Source organism: Primorskyibacter sedentarius (assembly GCF_004342065.1).
Taxonomy (GTDB): Bacteria; Pseudomonadota; Alphaproteobacteria; order Rhodobacterales; family Rhodobacteraceae; genus Primorskyibacter; species Primorskyibacter sedentarius.
Genome location: NZ_SLZU01000001.1, coordinates 173,069 through 193,174, shown reverse-complemented (window position 1 = coordinate 193,174; position 20,106 = coordinate 173,069). Strand labels below are relative to the sequence as shown.

17 protein-coding genes are annotated in these 20,106 nt (G+C 63.6%); 8 read left to right on the top strand and 9 right to left on the bottom strand.

The window, feature by feature from the left end; all coding sequences use genetic code 11:
- Positions 1-12: 12 nt before the first annotated feature.
- Both EDD52_RS00950 and EDD52_RS00945 read right to left on the bottom strand, forming a co-directional pair.
- Positions 13-3,066: an efflux RND transporter permease subunit gene (locus EDD52_RS00950; protein ID WP_132241152.1), complete on the bottom strand. Its 3,054-nt coding sequence runs from the start codon at positions 3,064-3,066 to the stop codon at positions 13-15.
- Positions 3,067-3,070: 4 nt separating this feature from the next.
- Positions 3,071-4,096, bottom strand: coding sequence for an efflux RND transporter periplasmic adaptor subunit (locus EDD52_RS00945; RefSeq protein ID WP_132241151.1), 1,026 nt, complete (start codon positions 4,094-4,096; stop codon positions 3,071-3,073).
- Between the two features lie 376 nt (positions 4,097-4,472).
- On the opposite strand from EDD52_RS00945, the gene EDD52_RS00940 reads away from it, so the two are divergent.
- Positions 4,473-5,051: a hypothetical protein gene (locus EDD52_RS00940; protein WP_132241150.1), complete on the top strand. Its 579-nt coding sequence runs from the start codon at positions 4,473-4,475 to the stop codon at positions 5,049-5,051.
- 140 nt (positions 5,052-5,191) lie between these two features.
- Positions 5,192-5,344 carry a hypothetical protein gene (locus EDD52_RS23585; RefSeq protein WP_165907431.1) on the top strand — a complete coding sequence of 51 codons (153 nt, stop codon included), beginning with the start codon at positions 5,192-5,194 and terminating at the stop codon, positions 5,342-5,344.
- 248 nt (positions 5,345-5,592) lie between these two features.
- Here EDD52_RS23585 and EDD52_RS00935 read toward each other — a convergent pair whose 3' ends face one another.
- From EDD52_RS00935 to EDD52_RS00925, 3 genes are all read right to left on the bottom strand, one after another.
- Positions 5,593-7,467, bottom strand: coding sequence for a polysaccharide lyase family 7 protein (locus EDD52_RS00935; RefSeq protein WP_165907430.1), 1,875 nt, complete (start codon positions 7,465-7,467; stop codon positions 5,593-5,595).
- Positions 7,468-7,577: 110 nt separating this feature from the next.
- Positions 7,578-8,804, bottom strand: a complete 1,227-nt coding sequence (manD, locus tag EDD52_RS00930) for a D-mannonate dehydratase ManD (RefSeq protein WP_132241148.1) — start codon at positions 8,802-8,804, stop codon at positions 7,578-7,580.
- A 12-nt stretch (positions 8,805-8,816) separates the two neighbouring features.
- Positions 8,817-9,956 carry a Gfo/Idh/MocA family protein gene (locus EDD52_RS00925; protein WP_132241147.1) on the bottom strand — a complete coding sequence of 380 codons (1,140 nt, stop codon included), beginning with the start codon at positions 9,954-9,956 and terminating at the stop codon, positions 8,817-8,819.
- Between the two features lie 357 nt (positions 9,957-10,313).
- Here EDD52_RS00925 and EDD52_RS00920 point away from each other — a divergent pair, with 357 nt between their 5' ends.
- Both EDD52_RS00920 and EDD52_RS00915 read left to right on the top strand, forming a co-directional pair.
- Positions 10,314-12,104, top strand: coding sequence for a gamma-glutamyltransferase family protein (locus EDD52_RS00920; RefSeq protein WP_132241146.1), 1,791 nt, complete (start codon positions 10,314-10,316; stop codon positions 12,102-12,104).
- 86 nt (positions 12,105-12,190) lie between these two features.
- Positions 12,191-13,030, top strand: coding sequence for a sulfite exporter TauE/SafE family protein (locus EDD52_RS00915; protein WP_132241145.1), 840 nt, complete (start codon positions 12,191-12,193; stop codon positions 13,028-13,030).
- A gap of 27 nt (positions 13,031-13,057) precedes the next feature.
- Here the strand turns inward: EDD52_RS00915 and cobS are convergent, their stop codons facing one another.
- Genes cobS through cobU form a run of 3 tightly spaced genes read right to left on the bottom strand, consistent with a single transcriptional unit; the run spans position 13,058 to position 15,329 of the window.
- Positions 13,058-13,807 (bottom strand): adenosylcobinamide-GDP ribazoletransferase, encoded by a 750-nt coding sequence (gene cobS / locus EDD52_RS00910; protein WP_243651801.1) that lies wholly within the window; start codon positions 13,805-13,807, stop codon positions 13,058-13,060.
- Positions 13,804-14,820: a nicotinate-nucleotide--dimethylbenzimidazole phosphoribosyltransferase gene (cobT, locus tag EDD52_RS00905; protein WP_132241144.1), complete on the bottom strand. Its 1,017-nt coding sequence runs from the start codon at positions 14,818-14,820 to the stop codon at positions 13,804-13,806. Before cobT ends, cobS begins: the two co-directional genes overlap by 4 nt.
- Entirely contained in the window at positions 14,817-15,329 is a 513-nt protein-coding gene (gene cobU, locus EDD52_RS00900) for a bifunctional adenosylcobinamide kinase/adenosylcobinamide-phosphate guanylyltransferase (RefSeq protein WP_132241143.1), read from the bottom strand. Before cobU ends, cobT begins: the two co-directional genes overlap by 4 nt.
- A 44-nt stretch (positions 15,330-15,373) precedes the next feature.
- On the opposite strand from cobU, the gene EDD52_RS00895 reads away from it, so the two are divergent.
- From EDD52_RS00895 to cobD, 4 genes are read left to right on the top strand one after another with little or no spacing between them, the layout of a single operon-like run.
- Positions 15,374-15,961 (top strand): histidine phosphatase family protein, encoded by a 588-nt coding sequence (locus EDD52_RS00895; RefSeq protein ID WP_243651800.1) that lies wholly within the window; start codon positions 15,374-15,376, stop codon positions 15,959-15,961.
- Positions 15,958-16,746: a propanediol utilization protein gene (locus tag EDD52_RS00890; protein WP_165907429.1), complete on the top strand. Its 789-nt coding sequence runs from the start codon at positions 15,958-15,960 to the stop codon at positions 16,744-16,746. The genes EDD52_RS00895 and EDD52_RS00890 overlap by 4 nt, the downstream gene beginning before the upstream one ends.
- Complete coding sequence (gene cbiB / locus EDD52_RS00885) at positions 16,743-17,687, top strand: adenosylcobinamide-phosphate synthase CbiB (RefSeq protein ID WP_132241140.1); 945 nt, start codon at positions 16,743-16,745, stop codon at positions 17,685-17,687. The genes EDD52_RS00890 and cbiB overlap by 4 nt, the downstream gene beginning before the upstream one ends.
- A complete protein-coding gene (gene cobD, locus EDD52_RS00880) occupies positions 17,688-18,677 on the top strand; it encodes a threonine-phosphate decarboxylase CobD (protein WP_132241139.1) in 990 nt (329 codons plus the stop codon).
- Here the strand turns inward: cobD and EDD52_RS00875 are convergent.
- Positions 18,660-20,105: a cobyric acid synthase gene (locus EDD52_RS00875; protein WP_132241138.1), complete on the bottom strand. Its 1,446-nt coding sequence runs from the start codon at positions 20,103-20,105 to the stop codon at positions 18,660-18,662. The genes cobD and EDD52_RS00875 overlap by 18 nt on opposite strands.
- Between the last annotated feature and the right edge of the window lies 1 nt (position 20,106).

Genomic DNA, 20,106 nt, shown 5'->3' with positions numbered 1-20,106 from the left:
GCGATGGGGTCGTCAGGCCGTGGCCTTGGCGTCAGCGCGTCGCTCTTTCGGGAAGAAGCTGTAGTAGAAGACCGGCGCGGCGATCAGCGTCAGGATCGACGCGAAACCAAGCCCGCCCATGATCGTCACCGCCATCGACGCAAAGAACGCATCCGACAACAGCGGGATCATCCCGAGGATCGTCGTCGCCGCCGCCAGAACCACCGGCCGCAGACGCGAGGTTGACGCATCAAGGATCGCCTGACGGAAGCCGACGCCCTCGGCCCGGACCAGATCGATCTCTTCGACCAGAACGATGCCGTTCTTGATCAGCATGCCCGACAGGCTGAGCAGACCCAGAAGCGCGGTGAACGAGAAGGGCAGACCGGTGCCAAGCAGCCCCAAAGCCACGCCGTTGACGCTCATCGGGACAAGCAGCCAGATGATCACGGGCTGGCGGATCGTGCCGAACAGCAGGACAGAGATCAGCACCATGATGATCAGCGATAGGGGCAGCTGTTTGCCAAGGCTTGCCTGCGCCTTGGTCGAGTTCTCGTACTCGCCGCCCCATTCCAGCTTGTAGCCTTCGGGCAGGTCAATCGCTTCGACCACGTCGCGGATTTCACCAAAGACAGCCGATGCGTTCACACCCGCCGGAACCCCGGCCTGAACGGTGATCGTCTCCACCCGGTCGCGGCGCATCAGAAGCGTGTTCTGCGCTTCCCACCCGAACCCGTCCGTCACTTGAGTCACGGGGATGTAGGACTGTGCCGCGGCGGAATAGACCGGAAGATCCGCCAGATGCGCGATGCCTTCGGCGGTGGCGGTTTCGGTGCGCAGGATGATCGGGATCAGCCGGTCACCTTCGCGGTACAAACCGACGCTGATCCCTTCGGACCCAAGTTGCAGGGACTGTGCCACATCCTCGCGCGTGACACCGGCGGCCTTGGCGCGTTCGTCGGCAAAGCGGGGCAGGATCACGAATTCCCGTTCCCGCCAGTCGGTGCGCAGATCCTGCAACTGGTCCGATGCGCCGATCAGCACCTGCTCTGCCTCCTCGGCCAGGCGGCGCAGCACCACCGGGTCCGGCCCGGAGAAACGCGCAGCGATCGGAGCGCCACCGCCGGGGCCGAAGGCCAGCCGCTCTGTCCGGAACTCGCCAGCGGACAAGGTGTTGCGCCCGAACTCTTCCAGATCGGCCCGCAATTCGGGGATCTGTTCAAGGGATTCGGTCCGGATGATCAGGTGACCATAGGTTGCCAGCGACTCCTCGGGGGCATAGGTCAGCATGAACCGCGTGGCCCCGCCGCCGATGAAGGTCGACGTGGCGACGACGTCGTCGCGCTCTTTCAGCCAATCCTCGACCACGGCCATATCTTCAGATGCACGATGGATGCTGGCACCCTGCGGCAGCTTGTAATGCACGTAGAAAAGCGGGGTGTTGCTGTCGGGGAAGAATTGCTGCTTCACCTGTCCGAAACCGATATAGCAGACAACCGTGATGCCGATCAGCGCGAGGATGACCAGATAGCGCAGTTTCAGCGCCAGCGACAGGATCCCGCGATACGCCTTGAACAGCGGACCGCCATACTGATCGCCCGCCTCGCCGGTGCCGACCTTGAAGAAGTAATGCGCCAGAAGCGGGGTTGCGGTGATGGCAAGCACCCAGGACAGCAGCAGGGAGATCCCGATCACGGCAAAAAGCGAGAACAGGAATTCACCCGTTGCGTCCGGTGACAGGCCGATACCGGCAAAGGCCATGATGCCGATCACGGTGGCCCCCAGAAGCGGGATCTGCGTCTTGCTGGCCACGTCCTCTGCCGCGTCGCGGGCGGTCTTGCCCTGGCTCATGTCGCCTTGCATGCCCTCGGCCACAACGATGGCGTTGTCCACCAGCATGCCCATGGCGATGATCAGCGCACCAAGCGAAATCCTCTCCATCTCGATGCTGAAGACAGACATCAGGAACACGGTTCCCACGACGGTCAGAAGCAGCGTCGCGCCCACAACCACAGCCGCCCGCCACCCCATGAAGAGCGCAAGCACGATCACCACGATGGCCACGGACATCGCAAGGTTCAGAAGGAAAGCGTTGGAGGCCTCGTCCACAACGACATGCTGCTGGTAGATCGGATGCAACTCCACCCCCGCCGGAATGTCGCGCAGGATCTCTGACAGGCGCACGTCAACCCGCTTGCCCACATCGACAATGTTCAGATCGGCCTTGCCCGCGACGCCCAGGGTAAAGGCGTCCTCGCCCTGAAAACGGATGATCTGGCTTGGTTCGGTGACACGGCTGCGGCTGACCTCTGCAAGGTCAAGCAGGTCGATCACATCGCCGCCGACCCCGATGGTCAGATTGGCAATCTCCTCGACCGTATCGGACCCTTCGGGCGCCTGAATGCGGACATCCTGCCCGCTTAGCGTCACGCTACCCGCTTCGGTGCGCGTGTCGGTGGTGGACAGGGCGGCGGCGATGGCGTCCGGCGCGATGCCAAGATTGGTGATGATCGAGGTTCGGGCATCGACATAGACCGCCTCTTCGGGCAGCCCGGCCACGGCAACATCGGCAACCCCGTCAACGGCCAGAAGCTCGCGGCGCAGATAGTCCGAAATCTCGTGCACCTCGGCATCCGAAAACCCCGGCGCCGTCACGGCATAGAAAACGCCATACACGTCGCCGAAATTGTCGTTGACGATGGGCGTGCCTGCTTCGGGGGGCAGGCTACGCTGGGCGTCCTCCACCCGGTTGCGCAGCTTTGTCCAGATCGCCGGCAGTTCCGAGCCATCATAGGTCGATTCAATATTGACCGAGATGCGGCTGACCCCGGGCTTGTTGGACGAGGTGATAAAGTCGATCTCGCCCATCTTCTGGATCTCGGATTCGATGGGTTCCGAGACTTCGCGCGCCACCTGTTCGGCCGTGGCGCCGGGATATTGCGTGATGATGATGGCGTTCTTGATGGTGAAGGCAGGGTCTTCGAGCCGCCCGATCGTGGCAAAGCCCCAAATCCCCCCAAGCAGGCATCCCAGCATCAGGATCCAGGTGATCAGCGCCCTGTCAATGGACGCGCGCGCGATGGACATGGGCTTATTCTCCGACGCGGGTAAAGGGGCGCACGGGCTGCCCGTCCGACAGTTGCGATGCACCGGTCAGCACGATCTGCGTGCCATCCGCGGGGCCCTTCGTCATGTGGATGCGCCCGTCTTGGTGCAGTTCGATCTCTACCGGGACAGAACGCACGGTGCCGTCCTCGTAGACCATGACAAACGGCTTGCCCGCCGGGTCATAGATCAGCGCGGTTTCGGGCAGGATCGTCCCGTCAGGGGCCGCCCCGGTGGCCGAAGCATAAACGGTGACTGACGCGCCGGGCAGCACAAAGGCGCCGGGGTTTTCAACAAAGCCCAGCGTGATCGTGTAGGATTGCCCGACAGAGGATGTTTCGGTCTCGAACTCGCGCATGACCAGCGGGTAGCGCGTGCTGTCGCCCGGCAGCTCTGCCAGGAAAGACACGGCACCACCTGCGCCTGCCTGCCGGAACAGCACTTCGGGCACTTCGATATCGACGCGCAGTTCTGACACGTCATGCAGCCGGACCACGGGGGTTCCGGGCTGAACAGTGGTGAAATTGGCCACCAGCCGCCGCGCGACCAGCGCATCAAACGGCGCATGCAGGGTTGCGTGGTTCAGATTGTCCTGCGCATCCGCAACCGCGATTTGGGCCAGCTGGAGTTGGGTTTCCGCGTCGCGCACCTGCACGTCTGACACGGCCTGACCGCGCAGTGATTCCAGCCGTTCCGCATCGCGCTGCGCCTTGTCGTAATTGGCCTGCGCCTGCGCCAGCGAACGTTGGTAGCCGTCAAGGTCGAGCCTCGCAATCAGCGCGCCTTTGGCCTTCTGGCTGCCTTCATCGGCGTCCAGAACCTCTATCTGCCCACCGACCTGAAAGGCCAGATCAACGGTCTGTCTGGCCTGCACCTGTCCGAAGAACTGCCGTTGCAGCTCTATCGGGCCGGAACGGAGCTCCATCAGCTTTACCGGTTTTGGCACGTCCTGAGCGGCGAGCGGGCTCGCGGTCAGGGCGAGAACACAGAAAATCGAGAAAATTTTGCGCACGGAATGTCCCTGTGAGTCGTTCGAGAGCTGGGGCTTAACTAAGGCAAACTCTGCTCAATGCAAACTGATCGGTTCAGAAATACGTCAAAAAACACGAACAAGCCCTGTGCAGGCCTGCACGTGCGGCGATCAATGGCATGAAATCTGTGCCTTCGTGTGGGTATCGGGACGCCGGAGATTCGTCGCCGCATCGCGGGGCGTGAAATCTGCGCCGGGTTGATCGACCTCAAAAACACGCAAGCCGGAAGGCGCTACTCTGCCCATGAATGACGCCCCCGAATAGCCGCGGAACCGGCCTGACATTCGGAGGCACGCATGAAAGGACGAAACGGCATGCCAGGGCATCCGGACAACGCTGATCGCAAAGGGGGACCACATGGCCGACAGAGTTGACAGGCTGGTCGAGAACATGCGCGCCTTGCAAGACGAGCTTGAGGATGAATTCGAGCGTCGGCGCGAGGAGTTTCACTACCGGATCGAACGCGGGCGCGTGATTTTTGAACAGGATGTGCTGCGCCGGCAACGTGAGCTGAGGCAGAGGCTGGGATCCTACATCGCGGGGGCGCGGCTGCTTGTCGTCCTGACGGCCCCGGTGATCTATGCGGTCATCATCCCCTTCGTGCTGCTGGACCTGTTTGTAACTCTTTATCAGGCGATCTGCTTTCCGGTCTACGGCATCGAGAAGGTCAAGCGCGCCGACTACATCACCTTTGATCGCGGCCAGCTGCCCTATCTCAACGGGCTGGAAAAGCTGAACTGCATGTATTGTTCCTATGGCAACGGGCTGCTCGCCTATGCGCGCGAGATCGCGGGGCGGACGGAAAAGCACTGGTGCCCGATCAAACATGCCAAGCGCATGGCGGGCATGCACGACCTTTACCCGGAATTCGTTGAATACGGGGATGGCGAGGGCTTTCAGCGCACGAAGCGGAGGGCGCCGGATGCGCGGCAATAGCCGGCCCGAGCTATGCGTTGCACAGCGGTCGCGCCAGCCTTCCGCATCGGGGCAATCGCGGCGCCACATCGTCGCAAGACATTCATCGGTCGCGGGTGTTTCCCGCGATCACACATCACCACCGAAAAGGTAGGCTAACCATGATCAGACCATTTCAATTCGCCGCCGCGTTCTTGCTCGTCCTTCTGGCCGGATGTGCAGAGCCGGATCATTATCCGGTCAGCGGGCAGGAATGCAGTGAAGGCGACCCGGTTCAGGATCTGAGCGCGTCGGATTGCTCGCCGCTCACCTGAGGCGGTCACCCGGATTGCAGCAAGACAGAGGGGCACGGCATGAATGGCGCGCCTGTCTTGGGATAGCGACCGGGCGCATGTGCGATTATCCAAAGCCGAACGGGCAAGAGCCGGTCTGACCTGCGGGGCAGGGGGCGGCAGGCACAATCCGCTTTATCGCAGATATTCCGGCGCGCCCGCAAAGCCCGCACCGGACAGAAAAGGGGCCCGAACATGACAGTTCAGGCCCCCCCGATCAGTCATTCAGATCAGTGTTCGGTTTCCAGCTTGAAAAAGGTCACCTGATCCGCATCGCGCCAGCCCGGCAAGGTGCTGTTGTTCTGCGAATAGGCCCCGGCCTTGAAATACATGAAGTCGTCGGCAACGTTGTAGCCGCTTTCCACCATGTCGAAACTGGGGGCCACGATTTCCGTGCCGTCGTCGCGGATGATCTTCACGTCCAGCATCGGGTGGATGACGCCATCAACCTCCTTGCCGGATACCTTGATCTCGTAGCTGAAGATCTCGTCCAGCGCGATCCCGTCCACCGGGTTTTCGGCATTGTCCTTGCGCTCGCCGATGACCTCGACCCAGATGTCATCTTTGCCGATGGGCTCGTGGGCATAGTAGATCGACCCGAACTTGTTGCCCGGCAGCTTGCGGTAATACAGACGGATCGGCTCGTCATCCTTGGCATGGATCTGGCCGATGATCACCCGACCGGCCTTGCCCTGCTCGCCCGTCCGGGTGACCTGGTTGACGGCCAGCGTGGCGCGCAAGGTGCCATCCACACCCCCCGCCATGTCCTGTGCCTCTTGCGGTGCAGACGAGAAGACCCAGTTGTTCTGCGTGGGCGTACCATCGTCGTTGCGGGTAGAGATAGAGGTATCCCCGGCGCGCATCATCTGGCGCAGCTCTGACCGCGCGTAGCTGGAATTCTGCGTGGTGACGCCCGCTGGAATAGTGCGGAAGACCATCCCGCCGGTCACGGGGTCGGTGTAGAAAACCTCTGGATCCTGCCAGCCGGAGCCAAGCTCTGCCTCTTCGATCTCATCCACCTTGCCGTCGCCGTTCCTGTCGTAGGGCACGGTGATCTTCCAGCCGGACAGGTCAAAGTTTTCGGATGGCGGGACGTCGGTGAACAACCCGAACAATCCCTTGTTGGAATATTCCGCCATGTCCGATCCGTCGCCTGTCGGGTCGATCATGCCAAGGCCACAGCCATAGGGCTGGATCTCGAGGATCGAGTTCCATTCGCTCGATTCATTGCCATAGGCCGCGATCTTGACGTAACGCGCGATCATGTCGTCAAAGTCGAACCGCTGGATGGCGGTGGTCTTGCCCGCGCTTGTCGTGCGCGGGATCAAGGCGGCGTAGGCCTTGCCATCGACAGAGGCCGCCATCTCGAAATGGCTCTTGCGCTCATGGCCCTTGTAGAAGGCGATGCCCAGCTCTTTCAGGGTCTGCGGCATACCAAGGTCAAGCACGATCTCGCGCCCGGCGCCCTTGGCCGACCAGCGCGAATCCGCGTCGAAACTATGGTCGATCACCCGGTCGGGGGCGTATTCCTTGTCATAGTCGCCCTCTGCGCGCACCTTTTTGACACGCAGCTGGCCCATGCCTTCGCAGCCATCGGGCAGGGTGGTGTATTCCCGGGGGCCACTCGCGACCTCCTCTGCTGCGATCTTTGCCGGGCCTGAAACGGCCACCAGTTCGAAATCGTCAAAGCGGGCCTCGTCGCCGCCCCAGCCGCCAAACACGCGCGCGCCTGTATCGGCCCCTGTCTTGAACGGAATGTTCAACTGCACCCAGTTTTCGCCATCGCCCGCAGAGCTGGCGGTGACCTCAGTGCCGGCGACCTCCACGCCCACGATGCCGGGGCCTTTCACGAAAGCCTTCAGCTCATACTCAGAGTCCGGGTAGAGCGTGACAGTCTGTTCGAAATGTCCGGTTTCCTTGCTGATCTTCGCAGATTTCAGCCCGGTGTTGAAATGCCCGGAAACAGAGGTCGCGTCCTTGTTCGGATCGACATCGTTCCAGCCTCCCCATCCGGCCTCAAAGCCGGGATTTGTCAGCGTCTGCGCCAGCGCGGGCGAGGCGCCCGCGACAAGAGCCGCCAAGCATAGTGCAGGTCCGTTCTTCATGACACTCTCCTCCATTGGTGTCGCCGTGAGATCCCCGGTTGCCGAGGGTCACGTCTGCATGAAAAATTCGAAATAGTGCCGAAGGTGGTGTGGCTTTGGCCGACCACCGGTCAGTAATTCCAGAGTGTTCCGTCCTGTAGGCGCACCACCGGGTGGCTGCCGGGCGCATAGCTGTAGCGTGCGGCCTCTTTTTCATCGAAATCGACGCCCAGCCCCGGCGCGTCGCTGACATAGACCATGCCGTTTTCCATCTGGTGTTCGGACGGGAACAGCGCGTCACATTCGGGCGTCCCCAGAACGAGGTATTCCTGAATGCCGAAATTGGGCGCCCATGCGTTCAGATGTGCCTGCGCCGCCATGCAAAGCGGCGAGTGGCTGGGCGCGCCATGAAACCCGGTGCGCACATGGTGCAGCCCGGCAAGATCGACAATGCGTTTCACATGCGTGATCCCGCCCGCATAGGTGACAGCCACGCGGATGAAGTCGATCAACTCGGCCTCGATCAGCTTGTTGCAGTCATATATGGAGTTGAACACCTCGCCGATGGCCACGGGAACAGTGGAATGCTGCCGCAAAAGCCGCAGCGCGTCCTGATCCTCTGCCGGGGTCGGATCTTCCAGCCAGTAAAGGCCCACGGGCTCCACCGCCTTGGCAAATTCCGCCGCCTCACGCGGCAGCAGCCGGTGATGCACGTCATGCAGGATTTTCAGATCAGGCCCGAAACGTGACCGGATTTCGGCCAGCGCACCAGGCATGTAGCGCATGTAGCGGTCGGTATCCCATACCTCTACCTTCGGACGGATGCCGCTGAAATCGCTGATGTAATGCTTGCCTTCACCCTTGGTCTCGGGGACGGCATAGCTGGCCGAGGGCATGCCTGGGATGCCGCATTGCACGCGCACCGCCTTGTAGCCCTGTTCGACGTAATGCGCGATGCTGTCCATCAGGTCTTCGAGGTCCGCGCCCGTCGCATGGGCATAGACCATCGCGCCATCACGGCTCTTGCCACCGAACAGCTGGTAAAGCGGCATGCCCGCCAGCTTGCCCTTGATGTCCCACAGCGCCATGTCGATTGCCCCGAACGCGGCCATGGAGATGGGGCCACGCCGAAAATAGGCACCGCGGTAGAAGAACTGCCAGATATCCTCGGAATTGCGGGGATCCATGCCGATCAGGTTGGGGATCAGGTAGTCCTGAAGATAGGCGGCGGGCAGCGTTTCGCGATTGTTCAGCGTCGCGTCGCCAAGACCGTAGACACCCTGATCGGTCATGATCTTGAGCGTGACGTAGTTCTTTGCGGGACCGCCGACAAAGACCTTGGCATCGGTGATCTTCATGGTGTGGGCTCCTCAGGCCAGATGGGCCACATCTGTCCAGTTGTCGTTCTTGCGGATCAGGTCGATGATCTGCTGATATTGGCTGCCTTCCCGGAAGGTCGGGTAGGGGGCGACAGGCTCGCCGCTGATATCCCTGACGAATTCACGCGCCAGGTAGTGCCAGCATTGCTCCGTCTCGCCTTTGACCTGCGGAACGGTATCTGCGATGTCTTGCGGCAGGGGCATTTCCTGCCACGTCCCGGTCTTGTCAGCGAGGTAGAGCTGCCCGCTGCCGTAATGCCCTTTGATGTAGATCGCGCCTTTGGTGCCGTAAAAGACGATGTGATCTTCGTGGAAGCGCGGCACCAGACCGCCATGTTTGAACAGAACCGAAACGGGTTTATCCGCGAACGGGCTGTCGAGCCGCGCGAGCACTGTGTACGACCATTCTACATCGCTCTCTCCCCATTTGAGCGCGGGATCGTCCAGATCCTTGGGGATGAAGTTCCGGCGCGTGGCGAAGTTGTGCACGCCTTCGACGATGGGCGCGCGGCCCAGATCGTCTCGGACCTCACCAATGATCGAAAGGATCTTTTCGCCCACGACCGAACAGGCGATTGACAGCGTATGGGTGAAGTTGTTGTTCAACCGCCCGCCGCCATCTGCCTTGCGATGGGACCAGCCGAACGGGATTTCACGCTCCAGGTTGAAGTGGGAAATGCACTCGACCTCGGTCGGCTCTCCGATCGCCCCCTTGGCGACAAGCTGCTTGGCATGCAGCACGCTGCCCGTGTAGCGGAAGCTCGCGGCATAGGCGGTCTTGACGCCCTTAGCCTGTGCAAGCGCGTGAAGTTCGGCGGCCGTTTCGCCACTGCTGGTCATCGGCTTGTCGCAAAAGACGTGACAGCCATGCGCAATCGCTTGCTTGATCGGCTCGTAATGCGCGCCGCCCGGCGTGGCGATAGAGACAATGTCGGGTTTGCAGACGGTCAGCGCCTCCTGCCAATCGGTGCCGGCATAGGGGATGCCCATGTTCTGGGCAACGTCACGGACGACCTCCGGCGTTCTTCCGACGATTCCGACGATCTCTGCGCCCGCACCGCGAAACGCCTCTGCGTGGCCCTGTCCGGCAAAACCGGTGCCCGCAATCAGAACTCTCAATGCGCGATCCATGCTGTCCTTTTGAGCTATTGCTATACTAGTATGCTATACTAGTATGTTACATTGCAGGTGCGGGCGTTTCAATCACGAAATTTGCCCTTAGGTCAACATGGGCGACGGGCCGCCTGACCGGGCCGCCTGACCGGCCCACTGACCGCTCTGCCGCGGGCGTATCGATGGCCGGAGCCGCGTTGTGGCCGGACCCTCTGACAGGGACTTCGGGCGGTGCGACTTGCTGACAGCCCCCGGGGTGGTTACGCATGGCAGACAAGTGCCGCATGAACATGCAGACCGTCGGCATGTGCTGTGCGGACCCTGATGCCGGGCAGCCCTTTGGCGGATGCGTGAACAAGACAGACTGGAACCTTCATGACCGATTTCCTGACCCGTCCCGAAATACGCGGTACATTCGGGGTCGTGACCTCCACCCATTGGCTGGCATCCGCGGTGGGGTTCGGCATTCTGGAAAAGGGCGGCAACGCGTTTGATGCGGCGGTGGCCACCGGGTTCGTCCTTCAGATCGTGGAGCCTCATCTGAACGGTCCGGCGGGCGATTTGCCGGTAATCTATCACAGTGCCGAACGCGGCGAGACGCGGGTGATCTGCGCGCAGGGTGTCGCCCCGGCGGGGGCCACGATCGAACATTACACCGCACAGGGGCTGACGCTGATCCCGGGATCGGGGCTGTTGTCCACCGTCGTGCCGGGCGCGTTTGACGGCTGGCTATTGCTGCTGCGCGATCATGGCAGCCTGTCGCTGCGCGAGGTGATGCAGCCCGCCATTGATTATGCGCGGGACGGGCATCCGATCCTGCCGCGCGTGGCCCGGACGATATCCGGCCTGAGCGATTATTTCGCCACGGAATGGCCCAGTTCTGCAGCCGTCTGGACGCCGGGAGGCGCCGCTCCGCAAGCCAATACGCTCTTCCGCAACCCCGATCTTGCCAGCACTTATGAACGGCTGGTGGCGGAAGGCGAAGATGCGGGCACGGAGCGCTGCACCCAGATTGACGCGGCCCGCAAGGCCTGGTCGGCGGGCTTTGTCGCTGACACAATTGGCGATTTTCTGGAAACGGCCGAGGTTCACGATGTCTCTGGCAAGGCGCACCGCGCCGTGATGACAAAAGAGGATATGGCAGGCTGGTCCGCAAGCTACGAAGACACGCTGCGTTACGACTATCACGGCTGGACCCTGCACAAGACCGCGCCATGGTCGCAAGGGCCGGTCCTGTTGCAGGCGCTCGCCATCCTGAAACATTTCGATCTGGCAGGCATGGATCCGATGGGCGAGGAATTCGTCCATACCGTGATCGAGGCGATCAAGCTCGCCTATGCCGACCGCGAAGCCTATTACGGCGATCCGGCCCATAGCGACATACCCATGCACCTGCTGCTGTCAGACGCCTATAACGCCGAACGGGCGGCGCTGATCACCCGGCAGGCATCGCTGGACCAGCGTCCCGGTCGCATCGCGGGGTTCGAACACCTCGCCGAGGCTTACGTGAAGCGCGCGGCGCAGGATTTCGGCGTCACTGCTGCGGCCCCACAAGAGCCGACAATGGCGCATCTGACCGAACGGCGCGGCGACACCGTGCATCTTGATGTCATCGACCGCTGGGGGAACATGGTTTCGGCGACGCCTTCGGGCGGGTGGCTGCAAAGCAACCCGGTTGTGCCGGGGCTGGGCTTCCCGCTCAACTCTCGAGCGCAGATGTTCTGGCTGGAAGAGGGGTTGCCGTCCTCGCTGGCGCCGGGGCGTCGGCCGCGCACAACCCTGACGCCTTCCATGGCTGAAAAGGGCGACGCCCGCATCGCCTTTGGTACACCGGGCGGGGACCAGCAGGACCAGTGGCAGCTGGTCTGGTTCCTGCGCTTCGTGCATCACGGTCTGGATCTGCAGCAAGGCATCGATGCGCCGCTGTTCCATTCGATGCATTTTCAGGGCAGCTTTTACCCGCGCGAGGCCAAACCGGGCGAGATGATGATCGAACCGAATGTCACGCAAGGCACGGTTGAAGGCTTGCGCGCCCGCGGCCATCGGGTGACCGTGGCAGAGCCGTGGACGGTCGGGCGGCTGACCGCGGCGATGCGCCACCCGGGCGGTTGCCTTCAGGCGGCGGCGACACCGCGGCTGATGCAGGCCTACGCGATAGGCAGATAAGTGCTGCAATCGCGGCCGCCGCCCGCACCTTTCCACCCCTTGCGGCAATGCCGCGCCAAACCCTCAAGAAGCGAGCCCACGGGACCATGACTGAATTGCAAACCTTCCTGCCGCTTCTGGCAATCGCCATTGGGGCGGGCATTTTCGGCGGGATTCTCGCGGGGCTTCTGGGGGTCGGGGGCGGCATCGTGATTGTTCCCGCGCTTTACCTCGCGCTGTCCTCTGCGGGGATGGAGCCTGCGGTGACGATGCAGGTCGCCGTAGGAACATCGCTTGCCACGATTGTCTTCACCTCGCTGTCCTCGGGCTATGGGCATTACCGGCGCGGCGCCATCGATATGGACCTGCTGCGCCTTTGGGCGCCGTCGCTTCTTGTCGGCGTGATCGCGGGGGCGCTGCTTGGCGGCTATGTTTCGGGCTATATCCTGATCGCCGTCTTTGCCATCGTGGCGGCGCTTGTCGCGATTGACATGATCTTTCGCCGCACCAAAGAAGGGCCGGAACCTAAGAGCTTTTCCAAGGGGGTCTGGGCGGGGCTTGGGACGATCACCGGCGCCCTGTCGGCGATGATGGGGATCGGCGGCGGCACAATCGGTGTGCCGCTTCTGAATTTCCTGGGCTACGACATCCGGCGTGCCGTGGGCACGTCGGCGGCAATCGGCTTCGTCATCGGCCTGCCCGGGGCGATTGTTTACGCCTTGGCGGGTCTGGGCGTCGAGGGGCTGCCGCCATTCTCCGTCGGTTACGTGAACCTGATTGCGGCGGCGGTGATTATCCCTCTCAGCACCAGTTTCGCGCATGTCGGGGTCAGGCTCGCACATTCCATACCGCGCCGGACGTTGCGATTGGCCTTTGGCGTGTTCCTTTTGCTCACGTCGCTGCGGATGTTCACCGACCTTTACGCGATCCTCTTCCCGACTGCCTGACGGGGCTTCCCTGTTGGCAGTTCTGGCTCAGGTGGCGACGGCCGCCCAGACGATCCAGCCAGAGATTTCGCAGATCATTTGCGCAGCACCAAGCACATCGCCCGTCTGTCCGCCGATCCGGCGCCGTGCAAGTGCCGCGACAACGAAGGCGGCCACGCATATGGCCACCAGCGCCGCCATCCCGTCTGTGCCGGTCAGCACAGCAAGTAAAAGCACCAACACCCCGCCGGGCACCATCGCGCCCGCGCTTTGGCTGGTGGCACCCCGGCCAAGGCCGTCCGTGCGTGCAGGCGGCAGCCAGATCAGCAGCGCCAGCATCACGAGGCGGCTCGCGACGCCAAGCAGCAGGAAGGCAAGCAAGGGTATCCCAGCCGTTCCGGCAGAAAGCGCAGTTACATGGATGCCGATGGCAAGGATCAGCGCCACGGCACCGTAGCTGCCGATCCGGCTGTCGCGCATGATCTCCAGACAATGCGCCCTGTCGCGACCGCCGCCTATCCCGTCGGCGAAATCGGCAAGCCCGTCATGATGCAGCGCGCCGGTCGCCCACGCCGTTGTGGCCACTGCAAGAAATCCGGCCAGCGTGGCGGGCAGCCCGCAGGACAGCGCAGCTGCGAAGCCCGCCCAACCGACAAGGCCAATGACCAGCCCCACAAGCGGGAAGGCCCAGCTTGCCTGTCCCAGTGAGGGGGCCGGTTCGGCAAGCCTGCCCACCGGAAGCCGCGTCAGCATCATCAGGGCAAGCCGCGCTTCCTCGATGCGGCGGCGCGCGCTCACCCGGCTGACACTCCGGCTTCGGCGAAGGTGGCCATGCCATTGTGGCAAGCCAGCGCGCCGCGCAGGATCGACAGCGCCAGCGCCGCGCCGGAGCCTTCGCCAAGCGCCATGTCGAGCGACAGGATCGGCTCTTTCTCCATCGCGTCGCACAGCAGGGTGTGGCCGGGCTCCCGGCTGGCATGACCGATCAGGCAATGCTCCATCAGGGCAGGGGAGGTTGCGTATAAGGGCGCGGCTGCCGCGGTGCAGATGAACCCGTCCAGCAGCACGGGGATGCGCGCGGACCGTGCTGCCAGAATGGCACCGCAGATCGCAGCCTGTTCCCGCCCGCCAAGCGCGGCAAGCTGTTCCATGCCGGAAAGCCCGGCGTGACGGGTGACACCGTCCGAGATCACGCGGGCCTTGCGCGCGACGCCCTCATCATCGGACCCGGTGCCACGCCCGACCCAATCGCGTGCCGCGCCGCCAAACGCCGCGTGGGCAAGCGCTGCGGCGACCGTGGAATTGCCGATGCCCATCTCACCCAGCATCAGCACATCCGCCGATGCGTCCACTGCCGCCGCACCCCGGCGCATCGCGTCAAGGCATTCGGCCTCGGTCATTGCCACGGCAGTTGTGAAGTCCTGCGTCGGGTGGTCAAGATCCAGCGCGATGACCGAAAGCTCGGCGCCGGAGATCCGGCAAAGCTGGTTGATCGCAGCGCCGCCCGCCTCGAAATTGGCAACCATCTGTGCGGTCACGGCCTGCGGGAAAGGGTTCACCCCCTGCGCGCAGATCCCGTGGTTGCCCGCAAAGACCAGCGCCTGCGCGCGGGCAATCTCGGGCCGGGCCGTTTCGCGCCATCCCGCCATGAAGGCGGCCAGTTCTTCGAGCCGACCCAGCGAGCCCGGCGGCTTGGTCAATTCCGCCTGCCGCGCGCGTGCGGCCTCTGCCGAGGCGTGATCAAAAGACGGCAGGCTGCGGGCCAGCGCACCAACCGATCCAAGCGTTTCCAGGTGAAGCGTATCTGTCATTGGGGTTTTACCTTCATCGGGTGGCCCGCGACGCAGAACCAGAGTTCGTCGCAAGCTGTTGCCATGCGTTGATTGAGCAGACCTGCGGCATCGCGAAAGTCGCGCGCAAGCTTGTTTTCAGGGACGATGCCAGCGCCAACCTCGTTGGTCACAAAGATCACGGGCGTCTTCTGCTGCGCCAGCGTCCTACGAAGGTCATCGGTGGCCGCCATCCAGTCGCGCCCGTCCAGCATCAGGTTCGTCAGCCAAAGCGTCAGGCAATCGACAAGCCTTGGTCCCTGACCATCCGTTTCAGCAAGGGCACGGGGCAGGTCGAACGGTTCGGAAACCGTCTGCCATTCGGGCCCCCTGCGCGCCTGATGTTGTGCAATGCGTTCCGCCATTTCATCGTCATGTGCCTGAGCCGTGGCGATATAGATCGCGGGCACGCCAAGCTGCAATGTCATGCGCTCTGCAAGGGTGCTTTTGCCGGACCGGGCGCCGCCGGTGATTAGAATCGACTTTCCCATGAGGGCGTGACATTTCAGAAATGCCGCAAAGAGGAAAGAGCGCATTGGTCGAGATTGCACGTGACGAGTTGGTCCTGATACGCCACGCCCCGGCCGATCATGGCGGGCGGCTGTGCGGGCGCACGGATGTGGCGGCGCGTCTTCCCGATGCGACGGCGTTGCGCCCCTTGAAGGCGGCTCTGGCGGGTGTCACGCCAGTCGTAAGTCCTGCGCTGAGATGCAGGCAGACGGCAGGCGCGCTGTTCCCGGATGTCACCCCGCAGATCGACGCGCGCCTGTGGGAGCAGGATTTCGGGATGCAGGACGGCATGGCCTTTGCCGATCTGCCCGATCTGGGACCAATGGCGCTGGAGGATCTGGCCCGGATCCGGGCGACGGGCGGGGAAAGTTTCGTGGATATGGTGGCGCGGACCGAACCGGCATTGAGGGGCCTGTTCCGGCAGGTTCAACAGAGCGGACCGATCGCCGTTGTCGCCCATGCCGGAACCGCACGCGCAGCACTCGGGCTTGCACTGGGGCAGCCGCATCTGGGCCTGTCATTCGAGATTGAACCACTGTCGCTGACCCGTCTGCGCTGCCACGCGGGCGGTTTGTCGGTGGTGCGGACCAACGAACGGATCGTGCCGAAGTGACGCGGGTTTTCGGGCATTTTGGCGAATGGGTGCAGGGCAGGCTGGGGCCGGATGGGCCGCTGGCCCTGCTGACCGTTGCCTGCCGTGCGGTGCATGTCGACATACGCCGCGTGGACGCGGGGGGCCTTGCGCTGGATCAGGACCCCGCCATTCTTGATCTGCCACGGGCGCGGGCGTTTCTGAGCCATGTCGGCGGGACGGCTGGCAGATTTTCCATCACCGCAACCATGCCCGCAGGCGGCGGGGCCGGGGCCTCCACCGCGGCGCTGGTGGCGCTGGCGCGCGCCGCGGGCGGGCAGGAGGATGCCTTGATTGATGCCTGCATCAAGGTCGAAGGCGCAAGTGATCCGCTTATGCTTGCGCGGCCGGATGGCGTGTTGTGGGCCCCGAGGGAAGGCCGCGTTCTTGCATCGGTGGCCCCGCTCCCCAAGGCCGAAATCATCGGTGGGTTCTGGGGCGCGCCGGTGAAAACGGACCCTGCTGATCTCGATTTTCCCGATATCTCGGACCTTGCAACCGGCTTGCAGGCTGGGATCGGGATTGAAGGGCTCGCCCGCATGGCCACGGCATCTGCCCGGCGGTGCACCGCCCTGCGCGGGCCTGAGGGCGACCCGACAGAGGCGCTCGCGCAAGCGCTCGGTGCGTATGGATATCTGCGGGCCCATACCGGCTCCGCGCGTGGGCTGATCTTTGCGCCGGGCACCGTGCCGCAGGGCGCAGAGGCTGCGCTCCGCTCTGCCGGGTATGCCCATGTGCTCAGCTTCGAAACCGGGGGCGGATCATGAGCTTTGCCGCGATGATGCTTGTCGCCTGCGTGCTGGATGTCGCGATCGGCTGGCCGGAGGCGCTGTTTCGCCGGATCGGGCACCCGGTGACGTGGATCGGCGCTTTCATCAGCTGGCTGGAGGCGCGTTGGAACGAAGGCCCCCCGCGCGCGCGCCTGTCCCGTGGTGCGCTGACGGTTGTGGCCGTTCTGGGCTGCGTGCTTCTGCTTGCAGGCATTGCCCAGTTCCTGCTGCCGGACGGCCTGCCGGGGGTGATCCTCGGCGGCGTTCTGGCCTGGCCGCTGGTCGCTCTTCGGTCAATGCATGACCATGTCGCCGCCGTGGCCCGACCGCTGGCCGAGGGGGATATGGCGGGCGCCCGGCACGCCGTTTCGATGATCGTCGGGCGCGATCCGGCACAGCTTGACGCCGCTGGCGTGTCTCGTGCTGCGTTGGAAAGCCTGGCCGAGAATACGTCCGACGGGATCGTGGCGCCGGTGTTCTGGGGTGTGGTCGCTGGGCTGCCGGGCATTGCCGCCTACAAGGCGATCAACACGCTCGATTCGATGATCGGGCACCGCAATACGCGCTACGAGTATTTCGGCAAGATCGCCGCTCGACTGGACGATCTGGCCAATCTGGTCCCCGCCCGCATCACGGGGCTGCTCTTCGCGCTGGTCTCGGGGCGGGCGGGCAAGGCGTTGCGCGCCGTTTCGCGGGATGCCCGCCATCATCGCTCGCCCAATGCCGGCTGGCCCGAGGCTGCCATGGCGGGGGCGCTGAACGTGCGCCTGTCCGGCCCGCGCGTCTATGGTGACCGCATTTCGCAAGAGCCCTGGCTGAATGGCGAAGCGCCCGATCCGCAGGCCCGGGACGTGGTGCGGGGGCTTGCGCTTTTCCGCCGGGCGATGTTTGCACTGCTGATGCTATTGGCGATCTGCGTCGGGATATGGGGAATGTGAATGCGTGATCATGGCGGCGATCTTGACCGGGCGATGCAGGAATATGGCGCGGGCGACTGGCTTGACCTGTCCACCGGGATCAACCCGGTGCCGTATCCGCTGCCCCCCCTGCCAGATTCCGTCTGGGCGAAACTGCCCACAAAGACCGAAACAGCGGGTCTGGAGCGTATCGCCGCCACGGTCTACGGCACGACGGCGGAGGTGGTTGCGCTGGCAGGCGCGCAGGCCGCGATTCAACTCGTTCCGCGCCTTGCTGGGCCGGGACGGGCCTCTATCGTCGGGCCAACCTATAACGAACACGCCGCCGCTTTGCGCGCGCAGGGCTGGCAGGTGACCATGATCGACGATCCCGCCGACGGGGCAGGGGCCGATCTTGTGACCGTGGTAAGCCCGAACAACCCGGATGGGCGTGTCTGGACGCCGCAATCCTTGCTGGAGCTGAGCAAGAGTGTTGGACTACTTATCGTGGATGAAAGCTTTGGCGATACCGACCCGGCGGGCTCTCTTTGCCCGCATCTTGGGCCGGAGGAAAACGGCATCGTCGTTCTGCGGTCCTTTGGCAAATTCTACGGGCTTGCCGGTCTGCGACTGGGCTTTGCTGTCACGGGGGCGGAGCTTGCGGACAGGTTGCGCGCGCTGGCCGGCCCGTGGGCAGTCAATGGCCCGGCGATCGTGACAGGCAGCGCGGCATTGGCGGACCAAAGCTGGCAAGCCGCGACCCGTCGGCGGTTGACGCAGGATGCAGAACGCCTCGACAGCTTGGCCAGCAAGGCAGGATGGCGGCTGGTGGGCGGTACGCCGCTCTTTCGTACCTATGATACCGGCGATGCCAATGCCGCGCAGACCCGGTTGGCACGGGGCAGGATCTGGTCGCGGGTTTTCCCGTATTCCGAAAGCTGGCTGCGCCTTGGCCTGCCCGGAAGTGAGGACGGTTGGGCGCGTTTGGAACGTGCCATGTCCGGGGATCAGACGCTAACGCGCAGCCGCTAGCAGACCCGCTACATCAAGATGCGCCTCAAGGTGATCGGCGAGCTTGTCCAGGGTTGCTTCGACCGTGGCGTCATAGCTTGTGCAGGAGGTCGCGCCGAATTCCGAAAGCCACGCCGCCCGGAACGCGTCATCCGCGAACATTCCGTGCAGATAGCTTCCCTGCACCTTTCTGCAGCTTGAAATCGCGCCTTCCGGAAGACCTTCGGCACAGGCGAAGGGGCGCGCCCTGTCAGGGCCATCGCTTTTGCCGATGTGAATTTCATATCCGCGAAAGGCCTGCCCGCTGGCACAATGGGTCGCCGCGACATTTGTCAGCCGTTTGGCAGGGGTCATAACCGTATCAATATCCAACAGGCCAAGCCCCGCATCGCTGCCGGGGACGCCTTCGATGCCGTCGGGGTCGGACACCGTGTGGCCAAGCATCTGGTAGCCGCCGCAAATGCCCAGAACGTGCCCGCCACGCCGGACATGCGCGAGAAGGTCCACATCCCAGCCCTGCGCGCGCAGGAAGGCCAGATCGCCGCGCGTTGATTTCGTGCCGGGCAGGATCACCAGATCCGCGTCGCCGGGAATGGGCTGGCCCGCCCGCAGCATCGTCAGCCGCACGCCCGGTTCCTGCGCAAGGGGGTCCAGATCGTCGAAATTGGCCATCCGCGACAGGCAGAGGCAAACAATATGCAGACCCTGACTGCGCGAGGGGGCCGCCACATCCAACGCGTCCTCTGCCGGCAGTTTCCACGCCTCTGGAAACCACGGCGCCACGCCATAGCCGCGCCAGCCGGTCCGCGCCTCGATCATCGCATAGCCGTCATCGAAAAGGCTGGGATCACCGCGAAACTTGTTGATCAGGAATCCCGCGACGAGTGCCGCATCCTCTGCGTCGATCACCGCTTGCGTGCCGACGATCTGCGCGATCACGCCGCCCCGGTCGATGTCGCCCGTCAGGATCACTGGCACATCGGCAGCGCGGGCAAAGCCCATATTGGCGATGTCGTTCTTGCGCAGGTTGACCTCTGCCGGGCTGCCAGCCCCTTCGACGATCACCAGATCATGCGCCTGTTTCAGCCGGGCAAAGCTTTCCAGAACGGCGCCCATCAATTGCGGCTTCAGCCTGAAATAATCGCGCGCCTTTGCCGTGGTCAGGCGTTGCCCCTGCACGATGACCTGCGCCCCCACATCCGTTTCCGGCTTCAGCAGGACAGGGTTCATATCGGTATGTAGTGGCAGCCCGCAGGCCAGCGCCTGCAACGCCTGCGCGCGGCCAATCTCGCCCCCATTGGCGGTCACGGCGGCATTGTTGGACATGTTCTGCGGCTTGAAGGGGGCCACTGACACCCCACGCCTGCGCGCTGCCCGGCACAGCCCTGCGACCAGCATTGACTTGCCGACATTGCTGCCGGTGCCCTGGATCATCAGCGCGCGGGACATG